This is a genomic window from Lebetimonas sp. JS138, assembly GCF_000523335.1.
In the GTDB taxonomy this organism is placed as follows: Bacteria; Campylobacterota; Campylobacteria; order Campylobacterales; family Nautiliaceae; genus Lebetimonas.
This window is the reverse complement of the sequence record NZ_ATHT01000001.1, coordinates 827,846-845,622: the sequence shown is the minus strand read 5'-3', so window position 1 is coordinate 845,622 and position 17,777 is coordinate 827,846. Positions and strand designations below refer to the sequence as shown.

The 17,777-nt window shown below is 32.7% G+C and carries 25 protein-coding genes; all 25 read right to left on the bottom strand.

From position 1 onward, the window contains the following. Window positions 1-2: 2 nt before the first annotated feature. The 25 genes from rpsQ to DZ67_RS11170 all read right to left on the bottom strand — a co-directional run bounded on the left by rpsQ (window position 3) and on the right by DZ67_RS11170 (window position 17,762). Window positions 3-248 carry a 30S ribosomal protein S17 gene (gene rpsQ / locus DZ67_RS0104790; RefSeq protein WP_024789699.1) on the bottom strand — a complete coding sequence of 82 codons (246 nt, stop codon included), beginning with the start codon at window positions 246-248 and terminating at the stop codon, window positions 3-5. Beyond that, on the bottom strand, window positions 248-454 hold the full coding sequence (gene rpmC / locus DZ67_RS0104785; protein WP_024787539.1) for a 50S ribosomal protein L29: 207 nt from the start codon (window positions 452-454) through the stop codon (window positions 248-250). The genes rpsQ and rpmC overlap by 1 nt, the downstream gene beginning before the upstream one ends. Continuing rightward, on the bottom strand, window positions 441-866 hold the full coding sequence (rplP, locus tag DZ67_RS0104780; protein WP_024787538.1) for a 50S ribosomal protein L16: 426 nt from the start codon (window positions 864-866) through the stop codon (window positions 441-443). Before rplP ends, rpmC begins: the two co-directional genes overlap by 14 nt. Next, window positions 844-1,563, bottom strand: a complete 720-nt coding sequence (rpsC, locus tag DZ67_RS0104775) for a 30S ribosomal protein S3 (protein WP_024787537.1) — start codon at window positions 1,561-1,563, stop codon at window positions 844-846. Before rpsC ends, rplP begins: the two co-directional genes overlap by 23 nt. Beyond that, entirely contained in the window at window positions 1,563-1,883 is a 321-nt protein-coding gene (gene rplV / locus DZ67_RS0104770; RefSeq protein WP_035003134.1) for a 50S ribosomal protein L22, read from the bottom strand. Before rplV ends, rpsC begins: the two co-directional genes overlap by 1 nt. Window positions 1,884-1,892: 9 nt before the next feature. Next, window positions 1,893-2,174 (bottom strand): 30S ribosomal protein S19, encoded by a 282-nt coding sequence (gene rpsS, locus DZ67_RS0104765; protein ID WP_024787535.1) that lies wholly within the window; start codon window positions 2,172-2,174, stop codon window positions 1,893-1,895. Between the two features lie 9 nt (window positions 2,175-2,183). Further along, window positions 2,184-3,008 carry a 50S ribosomal protein L2 gene (gene rplB / locus DZ67_RS0104760; RefSeq protein ID WP_024787534.1) on the bottom strand — a complete coding sequence of 275 codons (825 nt, stop codon included), beginning with the start codon at window positions 3,006-3,008 and terminating at the stop codon, window positions 2,184-2,186. 10 nt (window positions 3,009-3,018) lie between these two features. Next, on the bottom strand, window positions 3,019-3,300 hold the full coding sequence (locus tag DZ67_RS0104755; RefSeq protein WP_024787533.1) for a 50S ribosomal protein L23: 282 nt from the start codon (window positions 3,298-3,300) through the stop codon (window positions 3,019-3,021). A gap of 2 nt (window positions 3,301-3,302) precedes the next feature. Continuing rightward, window positions 3,303-3,887: a 50S ribosomal protein L4 gene (rplD, locus tag DZ67_RS0104750; protein ID WP_024787532.1), complete on the bottom strand. Its 585-nt coding sequence runs from the start codon at window positions 3,885-3,887 to the stop codon at window positions 3,303-3,305. After that, window positions 3,884-4,459 (bottom strand): 50S ribosomal protein L3, encoded by a 576-nt coding sequence (rplC, locus tag DZ67_RS0104745; RefSeq protein WP_024787531.1) that lies wholly within the window; start codon window positions 4,457-4,459, stop codon window positions 3,884-3,886. Before rplC ends, rplD begins: the two co-directional genes overlap by 4 nt. Before the next feature lie 10 nt (window positions 4,460-4,469). After that, window positions 4,470-4,778 carry a 30S ribosomal protein S10 gene (gene rpsJ, locus DZ67_RS0104740; protein ID WP_024787530.1) on the bottom strand — a complete coding sequence of 103 codons (309 nt, stop codon included), beginning with the start codon at window positions 4,776-4,778 and terminating at the stop codon, window positions 4,470-4,472. A gap of 307 nt (window positions 4,779-5,085) precedes the next feature. Further along, complete coding sequence (locus DZ67_RS0104735) at window positions 5,086-5,742, bottom strand: TIGR00730 family Rossman fold protein (RefSeq protein ID WP_024787529.1); 657 nt, start codon at window positions 5,740-5,742, stop codon at window positions 5,086-5,088. Between the two features lie 43 nt (window positions 5,743-5,785). After that, on the bottom strand, window positions 5,786-6,865 hold the full coding sequence (locus DZ67_RS0104730) for an ABC transporter permease (RefSeq protein WP_024787528.1): 1,080 nt from the start codon (window positions 6,863-6,865) through the stop codon (window positions 5,786-5,788). Next, window positions 6,862-7,968 (bottom strand): ABC transporter permease, encoded by a 1,107-nt coding sequence (locus tag DZ67_RS0104725; RefSeq protein WP_024787527.1) that lies wholly within the window; start codon window positions 7,966-7,968, stop codon window positions 6,862-6,864. Before DZ67_RS0104725 ends, DZ67_RS0104730 begins: the two co-directional genes overlap by 4 nt. Window positions 7,969-8,020: 52 nt before the next feature. Beyond that, window positions 8,021-9,688 (bottom strand): ATP-binding cassette domain-containing protein, encoded by a 1,668-nt coding sequence (locus tag DZ67_RS0104720; protein ID WP_084043338.1) that lies wholly within the window; start codon window positions 9,686-9,688, stop codon window positions 8,021-8,023. Between the two features lie 20 nt (window positions 9,689-9,708). After that, window positions 9,709-10,131 carry an HlyD family secretion protein gene (locus tag DZ67_RS10710; protein WP_442911235.1) on the bottom strand — a complete coding sequence of 141 codons (423 nt, stop codon included), beginning with the start codon at window positions 10,129-10,131 and terminating at the stop codon, window positions 9,709-9,711. Between the two features lie 108 nt (window positions 10,132-10,239). Then, entirely contained in the window at window positions 10,240-10,677 is a 438-nt protein-coding gene (locus tag DZ67_RS10705; RefSeq protein WP_051440281.1) for a biotin/lipoyl-binding protein, read from the bottom strand. A 48-nt stretch (window positions 10,678-10,725) separates the two neighbouring features. Beyond that, the gene (locus DZ67_RS0104710; protein ID WP_024791803.1) at window positions 10,726-12,027 is read right to left on the bottom strand and encodes a TolC family protein; all 1,302 of its coding nucleotides are present in this window, start codon (window positions 12,025-12,027) and stop codon (window positions 10,726-10,728) included. Between the two features lie 54 nt (window positions 12,028-12,081). Next, window positions 12,082-12,300, bottom strand: a complete 219-nt coding sequence (locus tag DZ67_RS10865) for a hypothetical protein (RefSeq protein ID WP_236620004.1) — start codon at window positions 12,298-12,300, stop codon at window positions 12,082-12,084. A gap of 5 nt (window positions 12,301-12,305) precedes the next feature. After that, window positions 12,306-13,592: a DHA2 family efflux MFS transporter permease subunit gene (locus tag DZ67_RS09865; RefSeq protein WP_236620003.1), complete on the bottom strand. Its 1,287-nt coding sequence runs from the start codon at window positions 13,590-13,592 to the stop codon at window positions 12,306-12,308. Between the two features lie 47 nt (window positions 13,593-13,639). Further along, entirely contained in the window at window positions 13,640-14,758 is a 1,119-nt protein-coding gene (locus DZ67_RS0104700; RefSeq protein WP_024791802.1) for an HlyD family secretion protein, read from the bottom strand. A gap of 48 nt (window positions 14,759-14,806) precedes the next feature. Then, entirely contained in the window at window positions 14,807-16,546 is a 1,740-nt protein-coding gene (locus tag DZ67_RS0104695; protein WP_024787523.1) for a nucleoside-diphosphate sugar epimerase/dehydratase, read from the bottom strand. Next, on the bottom strand, window positions 16,530-16,976 hold the full coding sequence (locus DZ67_RS0104690; protein WP_024787522.1) for a hypothetical protein: 447 nt from the start codon (window positions 16,974-16,976) through the stop codon (window positions 16,530-16,532). The genes DZ67_RS0104695 and DZ67_RS0104690 overlap by 17 nt, the downstream gene beginning before the upstream one ends. After that, window positions 16,964-17,245 (bottom strand): nucleotidyltransferase domain-containing protein, encoded by a 282-nt coding sequence (locus tag DZ67_RS0104685; RefSeq protein ID WP_024787521.1) that lies wholly within the window; start codon window positions 17,243-17,245, stop codon window positions 16,964-16,966. Before DZ67_RS0104685 ends, DZ67_RS0104690 begins: the two co-directional genes overlap by 13 nt. Then, window positions 17,232-17,762, bottom strand: coding sequence for a DegT/DnrJ/EryC1/StrS family aminotransferase (locus tag DZ67_RS11170; protein ID WP_330216778.1), 531 nt, complete (start codon window positions 17,760-17,762; stop codon window positions 17,232-17,234). The genes DZ67_RS0104685 and DZ67_RS11170 overlap by 14 nt, the downstream gene beginning before the upstream one ends. Window positions 17,763-17,777: the final 15 nt, after the last annotated feature.

Sequence of the window (17,777 nt, the reverse complement as noted above, 5' to 3'; positions counted from 1 at the left end):
TCTTATTCTCCTCTTTCAAGAATCTCTTTTAATACAAAAGATTTTCTTTTGGAAATTGGTCTGTGTTCAATTGCACTAACAACATCACCAACATTTGCTTGGTTATTTTCATCATGAACAAGATATTTTTTAAATTTTTTAACAATTTTATGATATTTTGGATGTAAAACTTTTCTTTCCACTAAAACATTTATAGTTTTATCACCAGTTTTTTTAATAACTTTTCCAGTAATAATTCTTTTAGGCATTAGTTACCCCTTTTTTGTCTCATCGCAGTTTTAATTCTTGCGATATCTTTTCTGATTTTAGAAACAAGTGATGTGTCCTGCAATTGCATAGTTTTTAATTTCATTCTTGTCTCAAACAGTTCCATTTTTTTATTTTTTAGAAGCTCCTGTAATTCCGCTTCACTCTTTGCAAGCAAATCCGCTACATTCAATTTAGTATAGCTCATTTTCATTCTCCATTGAAATAATTTTTGTTTTAAAAGGTAATTTTGCAGCTGCAAGAGTTAACGCCCTAACGGCAGTTTCATTATCAACACCGGTAAGTTCGAAAATAATTCTTCCGGGTTTAATATTCATAACCCACTCTTCCACGCTACCTTTACCTTTACCCATCCTAACTCCTACCGGTTTAGAAGTTAAAGGTTTGTCAGGAAATACTCTAATCCAAACCTTACCGGTTCTTTTCATGGTTCTCGTAAGAGCAACCCTTCCGGCTTCAATTTGTCTTGAATTAATTCTTCCAAGCTCAGTTGCTTTTAATCCGTATGTTCCAAATGCAAGAGAACTTCCTCTATAGGCTTTTCCTTTGTTTCTACCTTTTTGTTGTTTTCTGTATTTAGTTCTTTTTGGCATTAACATGTCTTCGTCCTTTTCTTCTTCTTTGAGGTTTTCTTTCCTCTATAGAAGCTGCTTCTTGGTTTTTTCTTTGTAAAACTTCACCTTTGAATATCCAGACTTTAACGCCTATAATTCCGTATGTAGTTAAAGCCTCGGCAAAACCGTAATCAATTTTTGCTCTTAATGTATGAAGAGGAACCCTGCCTTCAAGATACCATTCGGTTCTTGCCATTTCGGCTCCGTTTAATCTTCCGGCAACCTGAACTTTAATTCCTTTTGCGCCAGATTTTAAAGCATTTTGAATAGCTTTTTTCATAGCTCTTCTGAATGCCACCCTTCTTTCTATCTGAGTAGCAATATTTTCAGCCGCCAACTGCGCACTGATTTGAGGTTTTCTTTCTTCTTTAATGTTTAAAATAAGTTCTTTATCACCTATTTTATTTTGAAGTTCTTTTTTTAAGGCTTCAATTTCGCTTCCGCCTTTGCCGATAATTATTCCAGGTTTTGCGGCAAAAATAGTAATTCTTATTTTTTTGGCTGTTCTTTCGATAATAATATCACTAATTCCGGCATAATAAAGTTTTTTCTTTAGAAATTTTCTAAGTTCATAATCACCCAATACATTTTCTGGCATAGTGTTATAGTTAATAAACCATCTACTTCTCCAGTTTCTGTTTATTCCAAGTCTTAGTCCTATAGGATTTGTTTTTTGACCCATTAGCTTTCCTTTTCAACTTCTACGTAAATATGAGCTGTTGGTTTTTGAATTTTACTTGCCATCCCTCTAGCTCTTGGTCTGAATCTTTTTAGATAAGGACCTCTGTCAACTCTGCATGAAGTAATTTTAACTTCGTTTGCGTCATATCCACCGTTTGCAACAGCACTTGCAACAACTTTTGCAATCACTCTTGCAGCTTTGTTTGGCATAAATTCTAATTTTGCAAGTGCCTCTTCAGCATTTAATCCCTGAATTTCTTTTGCTATTAATCTTGCTTTAGTTGGTGAAAGTCTTATAAATTTTAATACTGCTTTACTCATCACCTATCCTTACTTACCTATTTTCTTTTGAACAGAACCTTTGTGCCCTCTGAAAGTTCTGGTCGGCGCAAACTCACCAAGTTTAAAACCGATATGTCTTTCAGTAACATAAACAGGGACAAAGTCTCTACCATTGTGTACATTAATTGTAAGTCCAATCATTTCTGGAACAATTGTACTTCTTCTTGACCAGGTTTTAATTGGTTTTGGATTTTTTTCTTCTTTTGCTTTTAAAACTTTTTTCATTAAATGTTCATCAACAAAAGGACCTTTTTTAGTGCTTCTTGCCATCGTTTATCCTTATTTCTTTCTTCTTGAAATGATGTATTTGTCACTTTGTTTTTTCTTTCTTGTTTTGAAACCTTTAGTAGGCATTCCCCAAGGTGTTACAGGATGGTTACCTTTGCTTCTACCTTCACCACCACCGTGTGGATGGTCAACCGGGTTCATGGCAATACCTCTTGTTTGAGGTCTGATACCTTTATGTCTGCTTCTGCCCGCTTTACCTACAGTGATATTTTGATAATCGGCATTCCCGACAACACCGATAGTTGCCATACATTCTCCTAAAATTTTTCTCATTTCGCCGCTAGGTAATCTCACAATTACATATTTTTCTTCCCTACCCATAATTTGGCAGCTGTTTCCTGCGGCTCTTGCAATTTGACCGCCTTTTCCGGGTTTAAGTTCTATATTGTGAACCACAGTACCCACCGGAATGTTTTTAAGCTTCATTGCATTTCCTGGCAATATATCAAGTCCTGCTTCCGCAGCAATTACAGTATCTCCGATTTTTAGCCCTTCAGGTTGAATAATATATCTTTTATCCCCGTCAGCATAAGTGATTAGGCAGATTCTACAATTTCTGTACGGATCGTATTCAATTGTTGTAACTTTTCCAGGAACTCCGAATTTATTTCTTTTGAAATCGATAATTCTATATAGTTTTTTAGCTCCTGCCTGTCTGTGTCTTGATGTAATTCTACCTTGATTGTTTCTCCCGGCTTTGGCCGGCAATTTAATTAGTAATTTTTTTACCGTTGGTTTAGAAGTTATGTCGCTGTTATCAAGCGAACTCATAAATCTTCTTGACGGTGTATACGGTTTGTATGTTTTAATTCCCATAGTATTTCCTTTATACACTTAGGCTTTCAAGTTTTGCATCTTCAGGTAATTTTACATAGAATTTTTTGAAATCCGATTTTTTACCTGCTATCCCTTTAAATCTCTTTGCTTTACCTTTTTGTCTAAGTGAATTCACTTTTAACGGTGTTACACCGAAATATTCTTTAAAAATAGTTTTTAATTGGTTTTTAGTTACTTTTGGTGTAGTTTGAACTACTAAAACACCATCTTCTTGCAAGTTTAGTGCTTTTTCAGTATAAACTATTGATTTAATATCTGTAATATCAGCCATCTTTAGCCCTTTATAACTTTTTCGTAAGCCGCTTTATCAAAAATAATTGATTTAAAAACGCTTGCATAATATGCATTTAATTCTTCTGGTGTAATAATATATACGTTTGGAATGTTTCTGAATGCTAAAAATGTATTTTCATCCATTTCGTCAACTACTATTAAATAGTCTCTTTCATTTAGATTACTTAGCCATTTTACAGCATCTTTTGTTTTTCCTGACTCGATTTTAATCGAATCAACAACATAAAGTTTTTCCTCATTTGCTTTTTCATTCAAAGCATATTTAAGAGCCACTCTTTTTTGTTTTTTATTTAATTTTTGTGACCAGTCTCTTTCGTTTCTTGGTCCGTGAGCCACACCGCCGCCTGTAAATTGAGGTGCTCTGATACTTCCCTGTCTGGCTCTGCCTAAACCTTTTTGTCTAAACGGTTTTTTACCGCCGCCGCTAACTTCTCCTCTTGTTTTTGTATGAGCCGTACCTGCCCTTTGCTTGGCAAGGTATGCTTTTACATATAAATAAAGGTTATGCGGATTGATACCTTTAAAATCTTCCGGTAAATTTGTTATTTTTGTAATTTCACTCATTTCACAATCCTTACTTTTCCTAAACTTCCATTGGCCCCTGGAACACTTCCTTTAATAACAAGCACGCCCATATTTTCATCAAATTCAACTACTTCAGCGTTAACTGTTACGTTTTTGTTTCCGTAATGTCCCGGCATTTTTTGTCCCGGCTGAACTCTACCAGGCCATTCACAGTTACCAATTGATCCCGGTGCTCTGTGAAATCTACTTCCGTGTCCTCCCGGACCTCCTGCAAATCCGTGTCTTTTAATTACACCTGCAAATCCCCTACCTTTACTTTTAAAAGTAAGTTTTACTTTTTTAGCTTCTTTTAAAGGATCTATTGTTAAATCCCCAGGCTCTGTATTTGCAACTTTAAGTTCTGCAAATCTGTTAAATTCTTTTGAAAGTCCATATTTTTTTTGCATACCTTCAAGTGCTTTATTTGTTTTTTTGCCATTAGCATAAGCAACCAATGCTTTATCTTCTTTTATTTCACAAACCTTAGCTGGAACAATTTTTAATAAAGTAACCGGAATACTCGGGATTGATACTGTCCTACTCATTCCTATTTTTTCAACTATAAATTCCATTCAATTCTCCTTAACTTAATGCCCTAACTTCTACATCAACCTCTGGTGCCAATTCTAATTTCATTAATTGGTCTACAGTTTCAGGCGATGCGTTCACAACATCAACAAGTCTTCTGTGAATTCTAATTTCGAATTGCTCTCTAGAATCTTTATTGACATGAGGTGATCTTAATACTGTATATCTTCTGATTTTTGTAGGTAACGGTATTGGTCCCTTTACTTCAGCTCCAGTTCTTTTAATAGCGTCAGTAATTATTCCAACGGCTTTATCAAGCACTCTGTGATCATATGCTTGAAGTTTAATTCTGATTTTTTCCATTTTCTTCCTTTTTAAAGATCTCGTGGTTTTTCCACGCATTTTGGAATGAAATTATAAACGATTTTACGGGATTTTACAAGATAAAAAGGGGTTAATTTTTCCTTTTTTAAAGGAAAAGTTGGTATAGGTTCTAGTTCAATAATATGAAACAATAATTTTTATTTTGAATTTTTACTTTCATCATGGCCGCTTTTCAAGCAGCCAAATGGGCAGAGCTCATTTTTAACTCTTCACTTGGTCACTTGGCACTTGACAACTCACAACTCACCACTCACTTTAAACTTAAACTTGGTCACTTGGCACTTGATTACTTAACATTAGGCTTTATAGCATTATTATATATATATTCAACCGCTTCGTCTACATCATCTGTAACGATAAACAAGTCTAAATCTTTTTTATCAATATGTTTATATTCAAGCATCTTATCAAAAAAATCCAAAAGTGGCTTATAATATTCCCTGCCAAAAAATACTATTGGAATTTTACTCATCCTTTTTGTCTGAACTAAAACTAAAACTTCACTAAGCTCATCTAATGTTCCATAACCTCCCGGCATCATAACAGTTCCTACACTATATTTTAAAAATGTCACTTTTCTTGTAAAAAAATATCTGAATTTAAGAGGTATTTTTACATAAGGATTGGTAACTTGTTCGTGAGGCAAAAGAATATTAAGCCCAACACTTATTTTTGCTCCCTTATTTGCAGCTTCCATAATACCGGGACCTCCACCCGTAATTATTGCATATCCTTTATCACTTAATTTTTCACTGATTTCAACAGCTTTTTCATAATAATACTCTCCCGGCTTTTCCCTCGCACTTCCAAAAATAGAAATTGCAGGAGGTAAATCTTCAAGCTCTTCAAAGGCATCTGTAAAATCACTTATTACCCTGAACATCCTCCACAAATCTTTTGTAGGATTTCTATTATCTAAAAACTCTTTTTGTATATCTCTCATTTTTTACCCTTCATTTTTCACTTTTAACTTTACACTTTTAATTTTAAAACAGTCTTCCCATCTTCCTGTATCCGTATATAAATAAAATAATACCTAAAAATAAAAGTGAGACGTAGTAATTCCATAAATGTATCATATCCGCACCTCTAAACATAATACTCTCACTTCCTTCAATATAATACCTTAAAGGAGAAAACAAAGATAAAAACTGCAACATTGGATGCATAGCATAAATAGGTGTCCATGCACCGCTCAAGAAAATCAGAGGCATCATTATGAGCATTGAATACTGTCCCACCTGCAGAGCGCTTTCGCTGATTGCAGCAATAAAAAGCCCGAGTCCCGCCGCCGTTATGGAATAAAGAAGAGTTAATATTAAAAAATCAAAAAAACTTCCGTTCATCGGTGCGTTAAAAACGCCAAAAATTACAAAACCAAATGCTAAAATAACCCCTACAAGCAAAATAACAACTTGAGAGAATATTTTTGCAAAAATAATAAGTTTTGAACTAACCGGCATTAAAAGCATAATATCCCATGTACCGTCTTCTTTTTCTTTTACAAAGACCATTGCGCTTAATATCACCCCAAGCAAAGTAATGACGGATAAAAGCTCGGTAAAACTCATAAACCATTTTGAATTGCTGTTTTGATTAAAAAGTTTATGTATGGCCAAATCAACGGGTAATTTTATATTGCTCATATTTAAAATTATATTTTGAAGGTAACTAAGCGTTACATAAGCCTGGCTTGCCGCAGTGGAATCAATTAATACATTTATTTTAGCAGTCCTGCCTTTATAAATATTTTTTTCGAAATTATTATCAAACACAATTCCTACCATTATTTTTTTGTTAAAAATCGCATCACTTAACTCTTTTTGAGATTTAAAAATAACCGGTGTTTTAAATTCCGGTTTATGCAGATGTGAGAGAATTTTTTTAGAAATCACCCCACCCGAATAATCTACATATCCTATAGATACATTTCTCGGTTTTACCTGAATTCCGTTTCCAGCAATATAAATATCAAAGGTAAAAGAATACAAAACCACCGCCACAAGTCCTACATTTCTTAAAAAGCTTAAAATTTCCTTACTGAAAATGCTCAAAAACTGTTTCATTTCAGACCTTTTTTCAAAAACAATCTTCCAAGAATCAATAAAACAACAGCATAAACAATCAAGATACAAAAATAGAGTATGTTTTTAGAAGAGCCGAAACCCTGACCAATCAAAAATGTGTCAGAAACCAAATGGTTATAATACATTACAGGAAACAGATGGGCTTCAATATACGACTCCCCTTTCATAGAGGAGATGGGCATAAGCATTCCGGAATATAAAAATCCTGGAATTATGGTAATAATAATGGTAAGAACAAGAGCCACAATCTGCCTTGAAGATACTATACTTACCAAAAGCCCTATTCCCAGAGATATTAAAATATATATTTCACTTGAAAAAAAATAGATTAAAAAATTGCCTTTAAAGGGAACTTTAAAAATATAAACAGCCACTAAAAAAAGATTAAATATATTAAATGAATGCAAAAAAAACACAGGGGTTAATTTGGATATTAAAAAATCTATTTTCCCTACAGGGGAGGAATAAAAATTAAAAATAGTGCCCTCTTCTTTTTCCTTTACAATTAAAAGTGCCGCCAAAATCGCAGGTGCAACCAATAAAATAAGCCCTAAAAGCCCAGGGACTATTGCATTTGCGTCTCTTAGAGACTGGTTAAAAAGCATTCTTTGATTTATTGAAATCAAACTTTTTAATCCGGGCTTTAATCTTTTTGCAATATCTAAAATCAACCCCTCTGCATAACTTTGCATTGTGAGTGCCCTCATAGGATATGCACCGTCTATAAAAACACCGATCCCAGTTTTTTGATTTTTTAAAATATTTTTTTCAAATGAAGGTGGAATAATAAAAATCATATCAACTTTTCCTGTTTTCATTTGTTTTAGAGCTTCTTTTTCACTCATTTTCGGCAATAGTTTAAAATACTGGGAATTTTTCATTTTTGAAATAAGCTCAAGTGAAATTTTACTTTTATCATAGTCAATCACCACACTTCGCGCATGCTTTACATCCATTTTAATACCGTAACCGAACAAAATAAGTATCATTAAAGGCACCAAATAAACCATAAATATCATTTTACTTCTGATTAAATCTTTAAATTCATTTAAGATATATGCCCTTATAACTCCAAAATTCACTTACATCCCCCTAATTTTACACTTTTCATTTTACACTTTTCACTTTTCACTTTTATAAGTTTTCCTTATAAAATTTAACAAATATATCTTCAAAACTTTCAGCTTCAGGAAATTTTTGATACAGATTTTTTACTGTGTCATCCACTATTTTTTTGCCTCTTTTTAACACAACAACCCTGTCGCAGTATTCAGCCTCACTCATATAATGGGTTGTAACTATTATTGAAATTCCCCATTTAACTTTAAGCTGATGCAAAATATCCCAAAACTGGGCTCTTGCAATTGTATCCACCCCGCTTGTAGGCTCGTCTAAAAATAAAACAACAGGCTCATGCATAATAGCTGCCGTTAATGAAAACCTCTGATTTATCCCAAGGGGCACATCTTTTGGAAAATTATCCAGATATTCCTCAAATCCAAGGGATTTTGCATACTCTTTTATTAAATTATGGGCTTTAATTAAGGGTAATTTGTGCATATTTGCAAAATAGATTAAATTTTCCCTTATCGTCATATCTTTATAAAGCGCAAATAATTGCGACATATATCCAATTTTACTTTTTAAGCCGAGTCTGTCCTCATATGATTTAATTTTTTTGCCAAGCAAAATAAGTTCCCCCTCATCAATGGGATAAAGCCCCAGAAGCATTTTAATAAGCGTTGTTTTACCCGCCCCGTTTGCCCCGAGAAGCCCTAAAATTTCACCTTTTTTAAGCTCTAAATCAATATGGTCATCCGCTGTAAAATCACCGAATCTTTTAGTCATTCCCCTTGCTTCAAGCACCACATCCGGCAACGTTTTTTTATTTTCTTTAATTATCATTTTCGGAGGTATTTTACCCCTTTTAAGTGCATTTACAAAAAAGAGGCCCTCCAATGTAGGCTCTTTATAAGGAGTATTTAAAGGTTTAATTGAATATGTGGTTTTATTAAATGTTATACATTCTTCACACTCAGTCTCTTCATAGACATATTCTTTTATTGAATTAATCAGTTCTTTCGGTTTTCCGCCGGCGATAATTTTACCCTCGTCAAAAAGATATACCCTGTCCATCAGGGCGGCCTCATTCATATAAGCGGTACTCACAATCGTTAGGCCGCTTCTGGTTTCATCCAGTATTTTCCAAAGCTCCCTTCTGCTTAGAGGGTCAACCCCGGTTGTCGGTTCGTCAAGTATAAGGAGTTTCGGTTTATGAATAAGTGTGCAGATAAGGGAGAGTTTTTGTTTCATTCCCCCGCTTAAATTTTTAGACAGCCTGTCCCGAAATTCATACAGCCCCGCCATTTTAAGAAGTCTAATTCTATATTCATAATATTCGTCATCTTTTTTTACATTTCTTATATCGCTGAAAAAATCAAGATGCTCTTTTACACTCAGATTTTTATACAGAACCAGCCCTAAACCCTGGGGCATAAAACCGATATTTTGTTTTAATTTCTCAGTCTCTTTTATATTTTTATAAGCAAAATTATAAAAGCTTATTTCCCCTTCAAAATCCTTAACCCCGCTTATGGCATACATAAAAGAGCTCTTTCCCGCCCCGTCAGCCCCGATAAATCCTATTATCTCTTTTTCATATCCTTCAATAGAAGCTTTTTCAATGGCAGTTTTGTTTTTATATTTTACAGTTACGTTTTTAACTTCAAATATTAATTTTTCATCGTGGCCGTTTTTCAAACAGCCAGATGAGTTTAATTCGCTTTGCTCATTTACACTCATTTTCCATTATCCATTTTACATTACAGTTTTGGCAATTCGTCTAAATTCTTAGGTAACCTGCCCCCTATACTTATAACCCCGATTCCCGGAAGCCCGAATTTAATTAATGGATTAGGATTTACCGGTTTTATATCAACCTCATAAACCCTTTGAATCCTGTCTTCCCTCACCTCAACCTCTTTTGGAGTAAATTCGGCTCTTTGGGCAATTTTGATTACTCTTGCCTTAATAGGTTTGTTTGGATACGCATCCAAAAATATAACTGCCCGCTCCCCTATTTTTATTTTTCCGTTATTAATTTCATCAACATACATTTTTAAATAAAGTTTTTGGGGGTTTATCGCGGTGGCTACGCTCATACCGGCACCTAAAACTTCTCCTATATTTGCTACTTTGTCTACAATATGCCCGTTTATAGGAGATTTTATTGTAAGTTCATTGATTACACTCTGTATTTCATCCCTCTTGGCTTTTAAAGCTAAAATAGCGTTTTTAAGCGCTTTAATATTTTCTTTGGAAGCTATTGCTGTGTCTAAATTTTCTTTACTGCTTTAATTAAAGTTTTTATCCTGAGCAATTACAGCTGTTAAGATTTCTATATTTTTTTTCAATGAATTTAATTCGTCTTTTTTTACCCCATAAGCCAGCTCGGCCTGTTTTATACCGTTTTTGATTTTAGCGGCTGTAAAATTTAATTCATTTTTTTTAGCCTTAATCTCAGCTTCAATAGCTTTTAATTTGTCTTTATACTCATCGCTGTCAAGAACGGCAATAACACTGCCTTTTTTAATATCACTCCCGTCATCAATATTGATTTTTACAATCCTTCCGGGATATTTTGTGTTTATGTTTATCAAATCCCCGTCAAAATTACCGACACCGGCCACAAGCCCGGGAGGCATCTTTTTCGCATTCAAGGCTTTGTAAATTAAAACCCCTCCAATTGCCACTAAAATTATTAATATAATTCCTACTATATTTTTTTTCATTTTATTACCTTTTATATAAAAATTTCATTTTCCATTTTACATTTTACATTAAAAATTGCTTCCCCCGTCTAAATTGGCTTTTATTGTATAAAAGAAAATTTGGGATTTTACATCCTCTTTTTTAGCCCTAGCAGCAGCCAGTTTGGCAATGGCGTCCGTCAAATCGGCTGAATCCGCCAAGCCTTCTTCAAATTTAGCATTAATATATTCATAATAACTGAGCCTTGCTTCGACTTCTGACTTAGCTGATTTATACATCTCTTTTAGAGCCTTAATTTTTAATAAATCATTTTTATACTCAGTCTCGGCAGAATTTAAATAGTTTTGATAATAAATAAGACTTTGCAGTTTTGCTATTTTGGCTTCTTCTATATTGGCTTTATCGGCACCTCCGTCAAAAATATTATAATTTAATTCAACAGCCCCGTAAGATTTATCTCTGTTTTGATAATAGTTTTGATCAAGTCCGAATGTGTTTGCTTCCTTTTTTAATCCTATTTCAATACCGATTTGAGGATAAAATTTTGATTTCGCTAAATTTACCATTGTTTCGCTTAAATTAAGATTTTCTTTTATTGCCAAAACATCGGGTCGTTTTAAAATATTTTCCTCTTTTAAAGAAGGGACATTTAAACCATCAATTTTTTTAATTTTTTTATTGACAAGATTTGAGAAAATATTTAAAAGGGCTTTTTTTTGCAAAAGGGCACTGTCTATTTTTGCATTTATTTCATAATATTTCGCATCTATTTCATCCGCCTCGGATTTATTTAAAAGACCTTCTTTATAAAACGAAAAAGCCTTTTCTTTTGCACTAATTACAGCCGCTTTAGCTTTGTTTAGTGCATCAATCTTTGCATTTAGAGCATAAATATTTGAATATAATTTTGCGGCGTTTAATAATAAAACCCTTTTGGTGTTTTTAAGTTCCAGCTTTTTTTGTATCAATTCTATTTTTGATTTTTTAATTAAATTAGTTATAGCAAAACCTGTAAAGAGCGGATATGAATATTTCAAAACCCCCGTAAAATTATTTTTTCTTCCTGCCTGAATTTCAGTATTCACATTTTGATAAATCAGTGGATAAACCGGGGCGCTTCCCGCGTTTTGCGCTCCAACGGCCACATCTGTGTTCATTTTCATAACAGGATTTTGATGAAGTCTGACATAAGCATAACTTAAATCAACACTCCCGTAATTTTTTGCTTCGCTGAGTTTTAATTTTTTTTCATAAATTTCCACCTGTTTTTTTGCAAGTTTATAATTCAGTGAATTTGTTATAGATTTTGCTATATCGTTAAAACTCTCGGCCCTGAGAAATAGAGGAAATATTAAAGCAAGCCTTTTCATTTTTATCCTTTTTTATTTGAAATATTTTATCAGAGAAATATTGCTGTGTCAATTTTATTTTTCATTTCTTATTACCCATCTTTTAGCAATAGGCAGCAAAAACACAAAAACACTTCCAAGAAGTCCCCAGAAAGCGGCATTTAGCCAAACATACTTAAACCCGTAATTCATAGCCATAAATTCCTGCAAGTTTCTTAAAATAACTTCGCCCGTTTCACCGAAAGCATATTTCATTTTTTCAAAAATATCATAAACAAGCTCATAATTTTGCAAACTGACTATCCCTCATACTCTTTTGCCTGGTAATAAAACATAGAATTTGTAGCAATTGCAGTACCGAAACTCCCTCCCACAAACCTCACATAATCCATAACCACAATTGCCTGTTCGCCTTTGTTTTTAGCGGCATTCATAATAAGTACCGTTACAGGCGCAAAAAACATTCCCATAGATATTCCAAAAGGCATTGTCCTGATAACCGCTTCGCTAAAACTCATATAGTAATTAATCGGTGGGAAAAGATAAAAAGAAGTAATTAAATAAATAATAGCAGCAGCTACAAGCACGGGAATTGGCCCTATTTTATCACTTACATTTCCAGCAATAATACTAACAATTCCAATCCAAATACCAAATCCAAGTACTCCTAGACCGGATTGTATGGAACTAAGTCCCTTTATATGCTCATAAAATACAGGAATTAAATAAAAATACTGATACATTGAAAAACCAAGCAAAACAAAATAGATTAAAATTCCCAGTGTATAAAAGGGGTTTTTAAATAACGAATAATCAAACAATTTATTTTTTGAAAAATATTCGCTGATTAAAAAAAATAAAAAAGCTATCCAGGAAACAAATGCCAAATAAACTATAAAAGAAGAATTAAACCACCCAAACTGCTGACCTTTACTAAGCATTATCAAAAGAGCCACGGTTGAAATTGAAAGAAATGCAAAAGAGATTATATTTAGAGAATAATTTTCTTTTTTGCCAATATCCGGCAAAAGCAGACTTCCAAAAATAACAATAATTATTCCAATCGGTACATTTACAAAAAATACGGCCCTCCAGCTAAACCATTCGGTCAGATATCCTCCTAAAGTTGGCCCAATTGCCGGAGCAAAAGCCACGCCTAAAGCAAAAATACCCATTGCCACACCTTTTTTATCAGCAGGAAAAAGAGAAAAAATCATCATATGGCTTGTAACCATAATAAGAGCCTCGGCAAATCCCTGCACTACCCTTGCACTTATAATAAACCCGAGTGAATTTGAAATTCCGCAAAGAAAAGAAGCTGTTGTAAAAACAGCAACACCTGTAATATAAACCCATTTGTTCCCGTATCTTTTAATAAGCCACTCAACCACCAAAAGCCCGGCGGCAGCAGCCGTCATATAAGCGGTAATCACCCACTGAACCCCGTACATATCGGTTGACAGCGGCCCCTTTAAGCGAGGCACCACAATATCCACTATCGTGGTATCCAAAACAGCCATAAAAGCACCGGTAATGATTAAAATAATGTAAAGTGTAAAATTAAAAGTGAAAAGTTTAGGTTGCATTTTTTACTGCTTTCACTAAAATTTTTATTATTTCATTTTTCACTCAGTTAATAGCTTTTTGCTATTTCAACTTCCCCGCTCATCCCAACAAGCACATCTTTTGGAATTTTTTTAAATTTAATCCTTACATAAAACCTCTGGGCTAATTTTGTAAATTCCCCGCTGCTTATGTCTCTTGGGACGAGCGCAAATGTAGCGGCACTTGCTGGAAGTATTTTTTCCACATACCCATCATAATCTCTATTTGTTGCATCAATATGTATTTTTGCATAATTTCCTTTTTTTATACCTTTTAATTTAGTCTCTTCAAGCAAAACCAATACATACAAATCTTTTGGATTCACAATACTTAAAATTTTACTGCCCGCATTTACCACTTCATCGGGGTTTTCAAATTTTTTGGCTATTTTCCCGTTAAAAGGAGCATATATAAAACTCTCTTTTATATGCTGGTTTATAAAAGCCAGTTTATCATTCAAAACTTTTAACTGAGATTTCATTGAATCAGTTAACTTAGCTAATCTAATTACTTCTTTTTTGTTATTTTCTGCAATATTTAATTTTATAAACAATGCATTTTTATCTTCATTCATACTTTCCAGCATTTTTTTATCCGCATTTATTTCATTTTGCAAAACAAAAAAAGCTGTTTTTACATTTTCATATTTTTCATATGAAATTTTTCTGTTTTTATATAGTCTGCTGAATCTTTTATAATCATTTGCAAGTTTTTGAAGTTTGTTTTCTTTTGCTTTTATCGCATATTTTTTAGCTTCAATCAGTTTATCAAGCTTCTTAATCTGAGTATTTATTAAATTTATGTTTTCATCTATATCTTTGCTTAATTTATCTTTTTGGATAATACTTGCCTGAATTTTTTGCTTTAAAGCGTTTATCTGATTAATAAGTTCGTTTTTTTGAATTTCCAAATCTTTTGTATCAAGTTTCGCCAGCAATTTCCCTTTTTTTACACTATCACCCTCTTTTACATAAATATTTTCTATTTTCCCGGGAATTTTAAAAGAAAGATTTGTAAGAGAATCGGTTTTTACAAACACGGCATTTGAAGTGGCATAATTATGTGAAAATATAATATATTTAATCAGTAAAAAAACCGAAATAACTAATAAAACACCAAAAACTATCAGAGCTATTCTTTTTTTCATTTATTCCCCTGTTTTTTTAAGAAATTTTATCACAGGAGAATTGATATGTCAATCTTTATGTTCAAATTCGGGGACTATTTCTTTTAATTTTTTAATAATGTATTTTTCATCATCTAATCTTATTAATTCTTCAATTTTTTTAATTAACTCATCAATATCCATAAAAGTGGGTTTTGCAACAAAAATATCTTTATATTTTGTTTTTTTATCTGCTTCATCAATTAAAAGCTCTTCATAAAGTTTTTCCCCGGGCCTGAGACCCACAAACTCAATACTGTTTTCATCTTTTCCGTAAAGTCTAAGCATTTTTTTAGCTAAATCTACAATTTTTACCGGCTCTCCCATATCCAGTATAAATATTTCACCCTTTTTTGCCATACTTCCGGCCTGCAATACCAGCTGACAGGCTTCCGGAATTAACATAAAATAACGGGTAATTTCCGGGTGGGTAACAGGAAGAGGCTCATTATTTTTTATACATTTTTTAAATTTTGGCACTACGCTTCCGCTGCTGCCCAACACATTTCCAAACCTTACGGCACATATTTTTGTAAATTTAGAATCAATATTTTGTGCATACAGCTCGCACACCCTTTTAGTTGCACCCATTATGTTTGTAGGCCTTACCGCTTTATCGGTTGAAATTAAAATAAAATCTTTTATTTCATATTTTATAGATAAATCAATTACATTTTTTGTGCCCATGATATTATTGATAACCGCACTTTTCGGATTATATTCACACATAGGCACATGCTTGTATGCCGCCGCATGGATTACAATTTGAGGCTTCTCGTTTTTAAATATTTCTTCCAAATCATTTTTTTTGGTTACATCTGTTAAATAAAGTTTTCTTTTTATATTCAGCTCTTCATTAATCGAATATAAGTTAAATTCGCTGTTATCCACCAAAACAAGCTCACTTGAGCCGTATTTTTCACACTGTCTCGCTATTTCGCTTCCTATGCTGCCGCCCGCACCTGTGATTAAGATTTTTTTATTCTTTACAAATTGTTCAATAGCGTTTTTGTCCAAATCTTTCGGTTTTCTGGCTAATAAATCTTCAATAGAGACATCTTTAATTCTATTTTCAAAAGGATTATATATTTTAATTTCTTCAATACCTCTTGATTGCAAAAATCCGACCAGTCCGTCAAGTTCTTTTTGACTCATCTCCTTTGTAATAATTGCCGTTTTAATATTGCCGTCAATTTCTGAAATATCTTCAACCTTATATCCGTAAAGATATGCCCCCACTATATTTTTTTCACTGTCATAAATTTCCAAAACCGAATAAGGTATATTTTGTTTTAGAAGTGAAACAGCCTTTTCATTGGCCCCGATTATAACAGCCGGTTTTTTATCGGTTGAGAGTTTTTCTATTAAAAGCCTTTTGGAAATTCTGAAAAAGCCTATAAAAAGGATTGATAAGAAATAATCTATTATAATTACACTTCTCGGAAAAGGAATAAAATAATGCCTAAAAACAAGTAAAACACTCCCTCCTGCCAAATAAGCCAAAGTGGTGGCAAATAGCAGAGATTTAAGCTCCTTAAGCGAAAAAAACCTCCAGCTTACAAAATAAAGCTTAAAAATATAATAAAAAGCTACTTTAAAAAAAATAAAAACAAAAGCTATTTCATAAAAATTATTTAAATATTCTTTTGGAATGGAAAAATTAAACCTCAAAAGATACGCTAAAAAAAGAGTAAAAATAGAAATTAAAATATCACCCGCTAAAAAAAACAGAGCCCTTTTTAATTTTGTGGGCTTAAGAAGATTTTTCAATTTTTTCCTTTAAGTTTTGATAAATATTTAACATATTTGGAAAAAAATTAATTGCTAATTTCAAACTTTCTATCGATTCATCTATATCATCTGGATATTCATGAGATAATTCATTTCTTATTTCTCTAATTTTCAACCATTCATCAGCTTCAATTATTTCTAATTTTTCTAAAATATCTAAAACATCCCTAAAAGGAATAGCAAAACTATCTATTTCCTGAAGTTCATATAAAACTTTTTTAAATAATTTTACTCCTATTTTATCTTGTAGTTTTGCAAAATAAAATAAAAAACTGTTAGCTAATCTTCTATTTTCCACATCCTCTAAAAAATCCGAATCAATTTCTTTTTGAAGTAAAGCATTATAATCAATTAAAGCATTTTTAATAATTTTATCTATCGCTTTAAACAACTCTTTTAATTCTTCCATAATAATATACCTTTTTTTGCATTTTTCTCAATAAGCCCTTTTTTATTTATTACTACATCAATTTTTCTATCACCTATTAACTTTTTTAAATAAACTAAAAATTCTATCTTTTTTTCTAAATTAGCGTTTGAAGAAACAATATACAAATCTATATCACCGCCTTTTAAATTATCATCTACTCTACTGCCAAAAAGATAGATTTCTCCATTTTTAAAAATCTTAACAAAAGCTTTTTTTATAGATAAAATCTCTTTTTCACTTAACCTCATTTATTACCTCACAAATATATTTGACATCATTTTTACTCAAAGCAGTACCACTCGGAAGACAAAGTCCTTTTTTAAATAATTTTTCACTTCTTCCGTTCAAATAACTTTTAACCCCTTTAAATAGAGATTGTAAATGCATCGGGTTCCAAAGAGGTCTGCTTTCTATTTGATTATCTTTAAGATTTTGCATAACTTTCCAGGGGTCTTTGTTTTTAAAAACAACGGTTGTAAGCCATCTTGTTCCCCTGGTGTTAGGTAATTCCGGCATAAACTCTTCATCTAAAAATTCCTGATACCACTCAAAAATTTCCTTTTTTTTTGCAATCCTCTCTTCAACAACCTCCATCTGCCCCACACCGATAGCCGCCAAAACATTACTCATCCTGTAATTAAAGCCAATCTCTTTATGCACATATTCTATAAAATCACTCTCTTTTGCCTGAGTTGAAAGAAACCTTGCGTTTTTTATAAGCTCCCCATCATTACTGACCAACACTCCCCCGCTGCTTGTAGTCAAAAGCTTATTTCCATT

Bases quoted from the DNA above. Each gene is read 5' to 3' on its own strand.
- rpsQ (WP_024789699.1), bottom strand. From the start codon at position 248: ATGCCTAAAAGAATTATTACTGGAAAAGTTATTAAAAAAACTGGTGAT.
- rpmC (WP_024787539.1), bottom strand. From the start codon at position 454: ATGAGCTATACTAAATTGAATGTAGCGGATTTGCTTGCAAAGAGTGAA.
- rplP (WP_024787538.1), bottom strand. From the start codon at position 866: ATGTTAATGCCAAAAAGAACTAAATACAGAAAACAACAAAAAGGTAGA.
- rpsC (WP_024787537.1), bottom strand. From the start codon at position 1,563: ATGGGTCAAAAAACAAATCCTATAGGACTAAGACTTGGAATAAACAGA.
- rplV (WP_035003134.1), bottom strand. From the start codon at position 1,883: ATGAGTAAAGCAGTATTAAAATTTATAAGACTTTCACCAACTAAAGCA.
- rpsS (WP_024787535.1), bottom strand. From the start codon at position 2,174: ATGGCAAGAAGCACTAAAAAAGGTCCTTTTGTTGATGAACATTTAATG.
- rplB (WP_024787534.1), bottom strand. From the start codon at position 3,008: ATGGGAATTAAAACATACAAACCGTATACACCGTCAAGAAGATTTATG.
- DZ67_RS0104755 (WP_024787533.1), bottom strand. From the start codon at position 3,300: ATGGCTGATATTACAGATATTAAATCAATAGTTTATACTGAAAAAGCA.
- rplD (WP_024787532.1), bottom strand. From the start codon at position 3,887: ATGAGTGAAATTACAAAAATAACAAATTTACCGGAAGATTTTAAAGGT.
- rplC (WP_024787531.1), bottom strand. From the start codon at position 4,459: ATGGAATTTATAGTTGAAAAAATAGGAATGAGTAGGACAGTATCAATC.
- rpsJ (WP_024787530.1), bottom strand. From the start codon at position 4,778: ATGGAAAAAATCAGAATTAAACTTCAAGCATATGATCACAGAGTGCTT.
- DZ67_RS0104735 (WP_024787529.1), bottom strand. From the start codon at position 5,742: ATGAGAGATATACAAAAAGAGTTTTTAGATAATAGAAATCCTACAAAA.
- DZ67_RS0104730 (WP_024787528.1), bottom strand. From the start codon at position 6,865: ATGAAACAGTTTTTGAGCATTTTCAGTAAGGAAATTTTAAGCTTTTTA.
- DZ67_RS0104720 (WP_084043338.1), bottom strand. From the start codon at position 9,688: ATGAGTGTAAATGAGCAAAGCGAATTAAACTCATCTGGCTGTTTGAAA.
- DZ67_RS10705 (WP_051440281.1), bottom strand. From the start codon at position 10,677: ATGAAAAAAAATATAGTAGGAATTATATTAATAATTTTAGTGGCAATT.
- DZ67_RS0104710 (WP_024791803.1), bottom strand. From the start codon at position 12,027: ATGAAAAGGCTTGCTTTAATATTTCCTCTATTTCTCAGGGCCGAGAGT.
- DZ67_RS09865 (WP_236620003.1), bottom strand. From the start codon at position 13,592: ATGCAACCTAAACTTTTCACTTTTAATTTTACACTTTACATTATTTTA.
- DZ67_RS0104700 (WP_024791802.1), bottom strand. From the start codon at position 14,758: ATGAAAAAAAGAATAGCTCTGATAGTTTTTGGTGTTTTATTAGTTATT.
- DZ67_RS0104690 (WP_024787522.1), bottom strand. From the start codon at position 16,976: ATGGAAGAATTAAAAGAGTTGTTTAAAGCGATAGATAAAATTATTAAA.
- DZ67_RS0104685 (WP_024787521.1), bottom strand. From the start codon at position 17,245: ATGAGGTTAAGTGAAAAAGAGATTTTATCTATAAAAAAAGCTTTTGTT.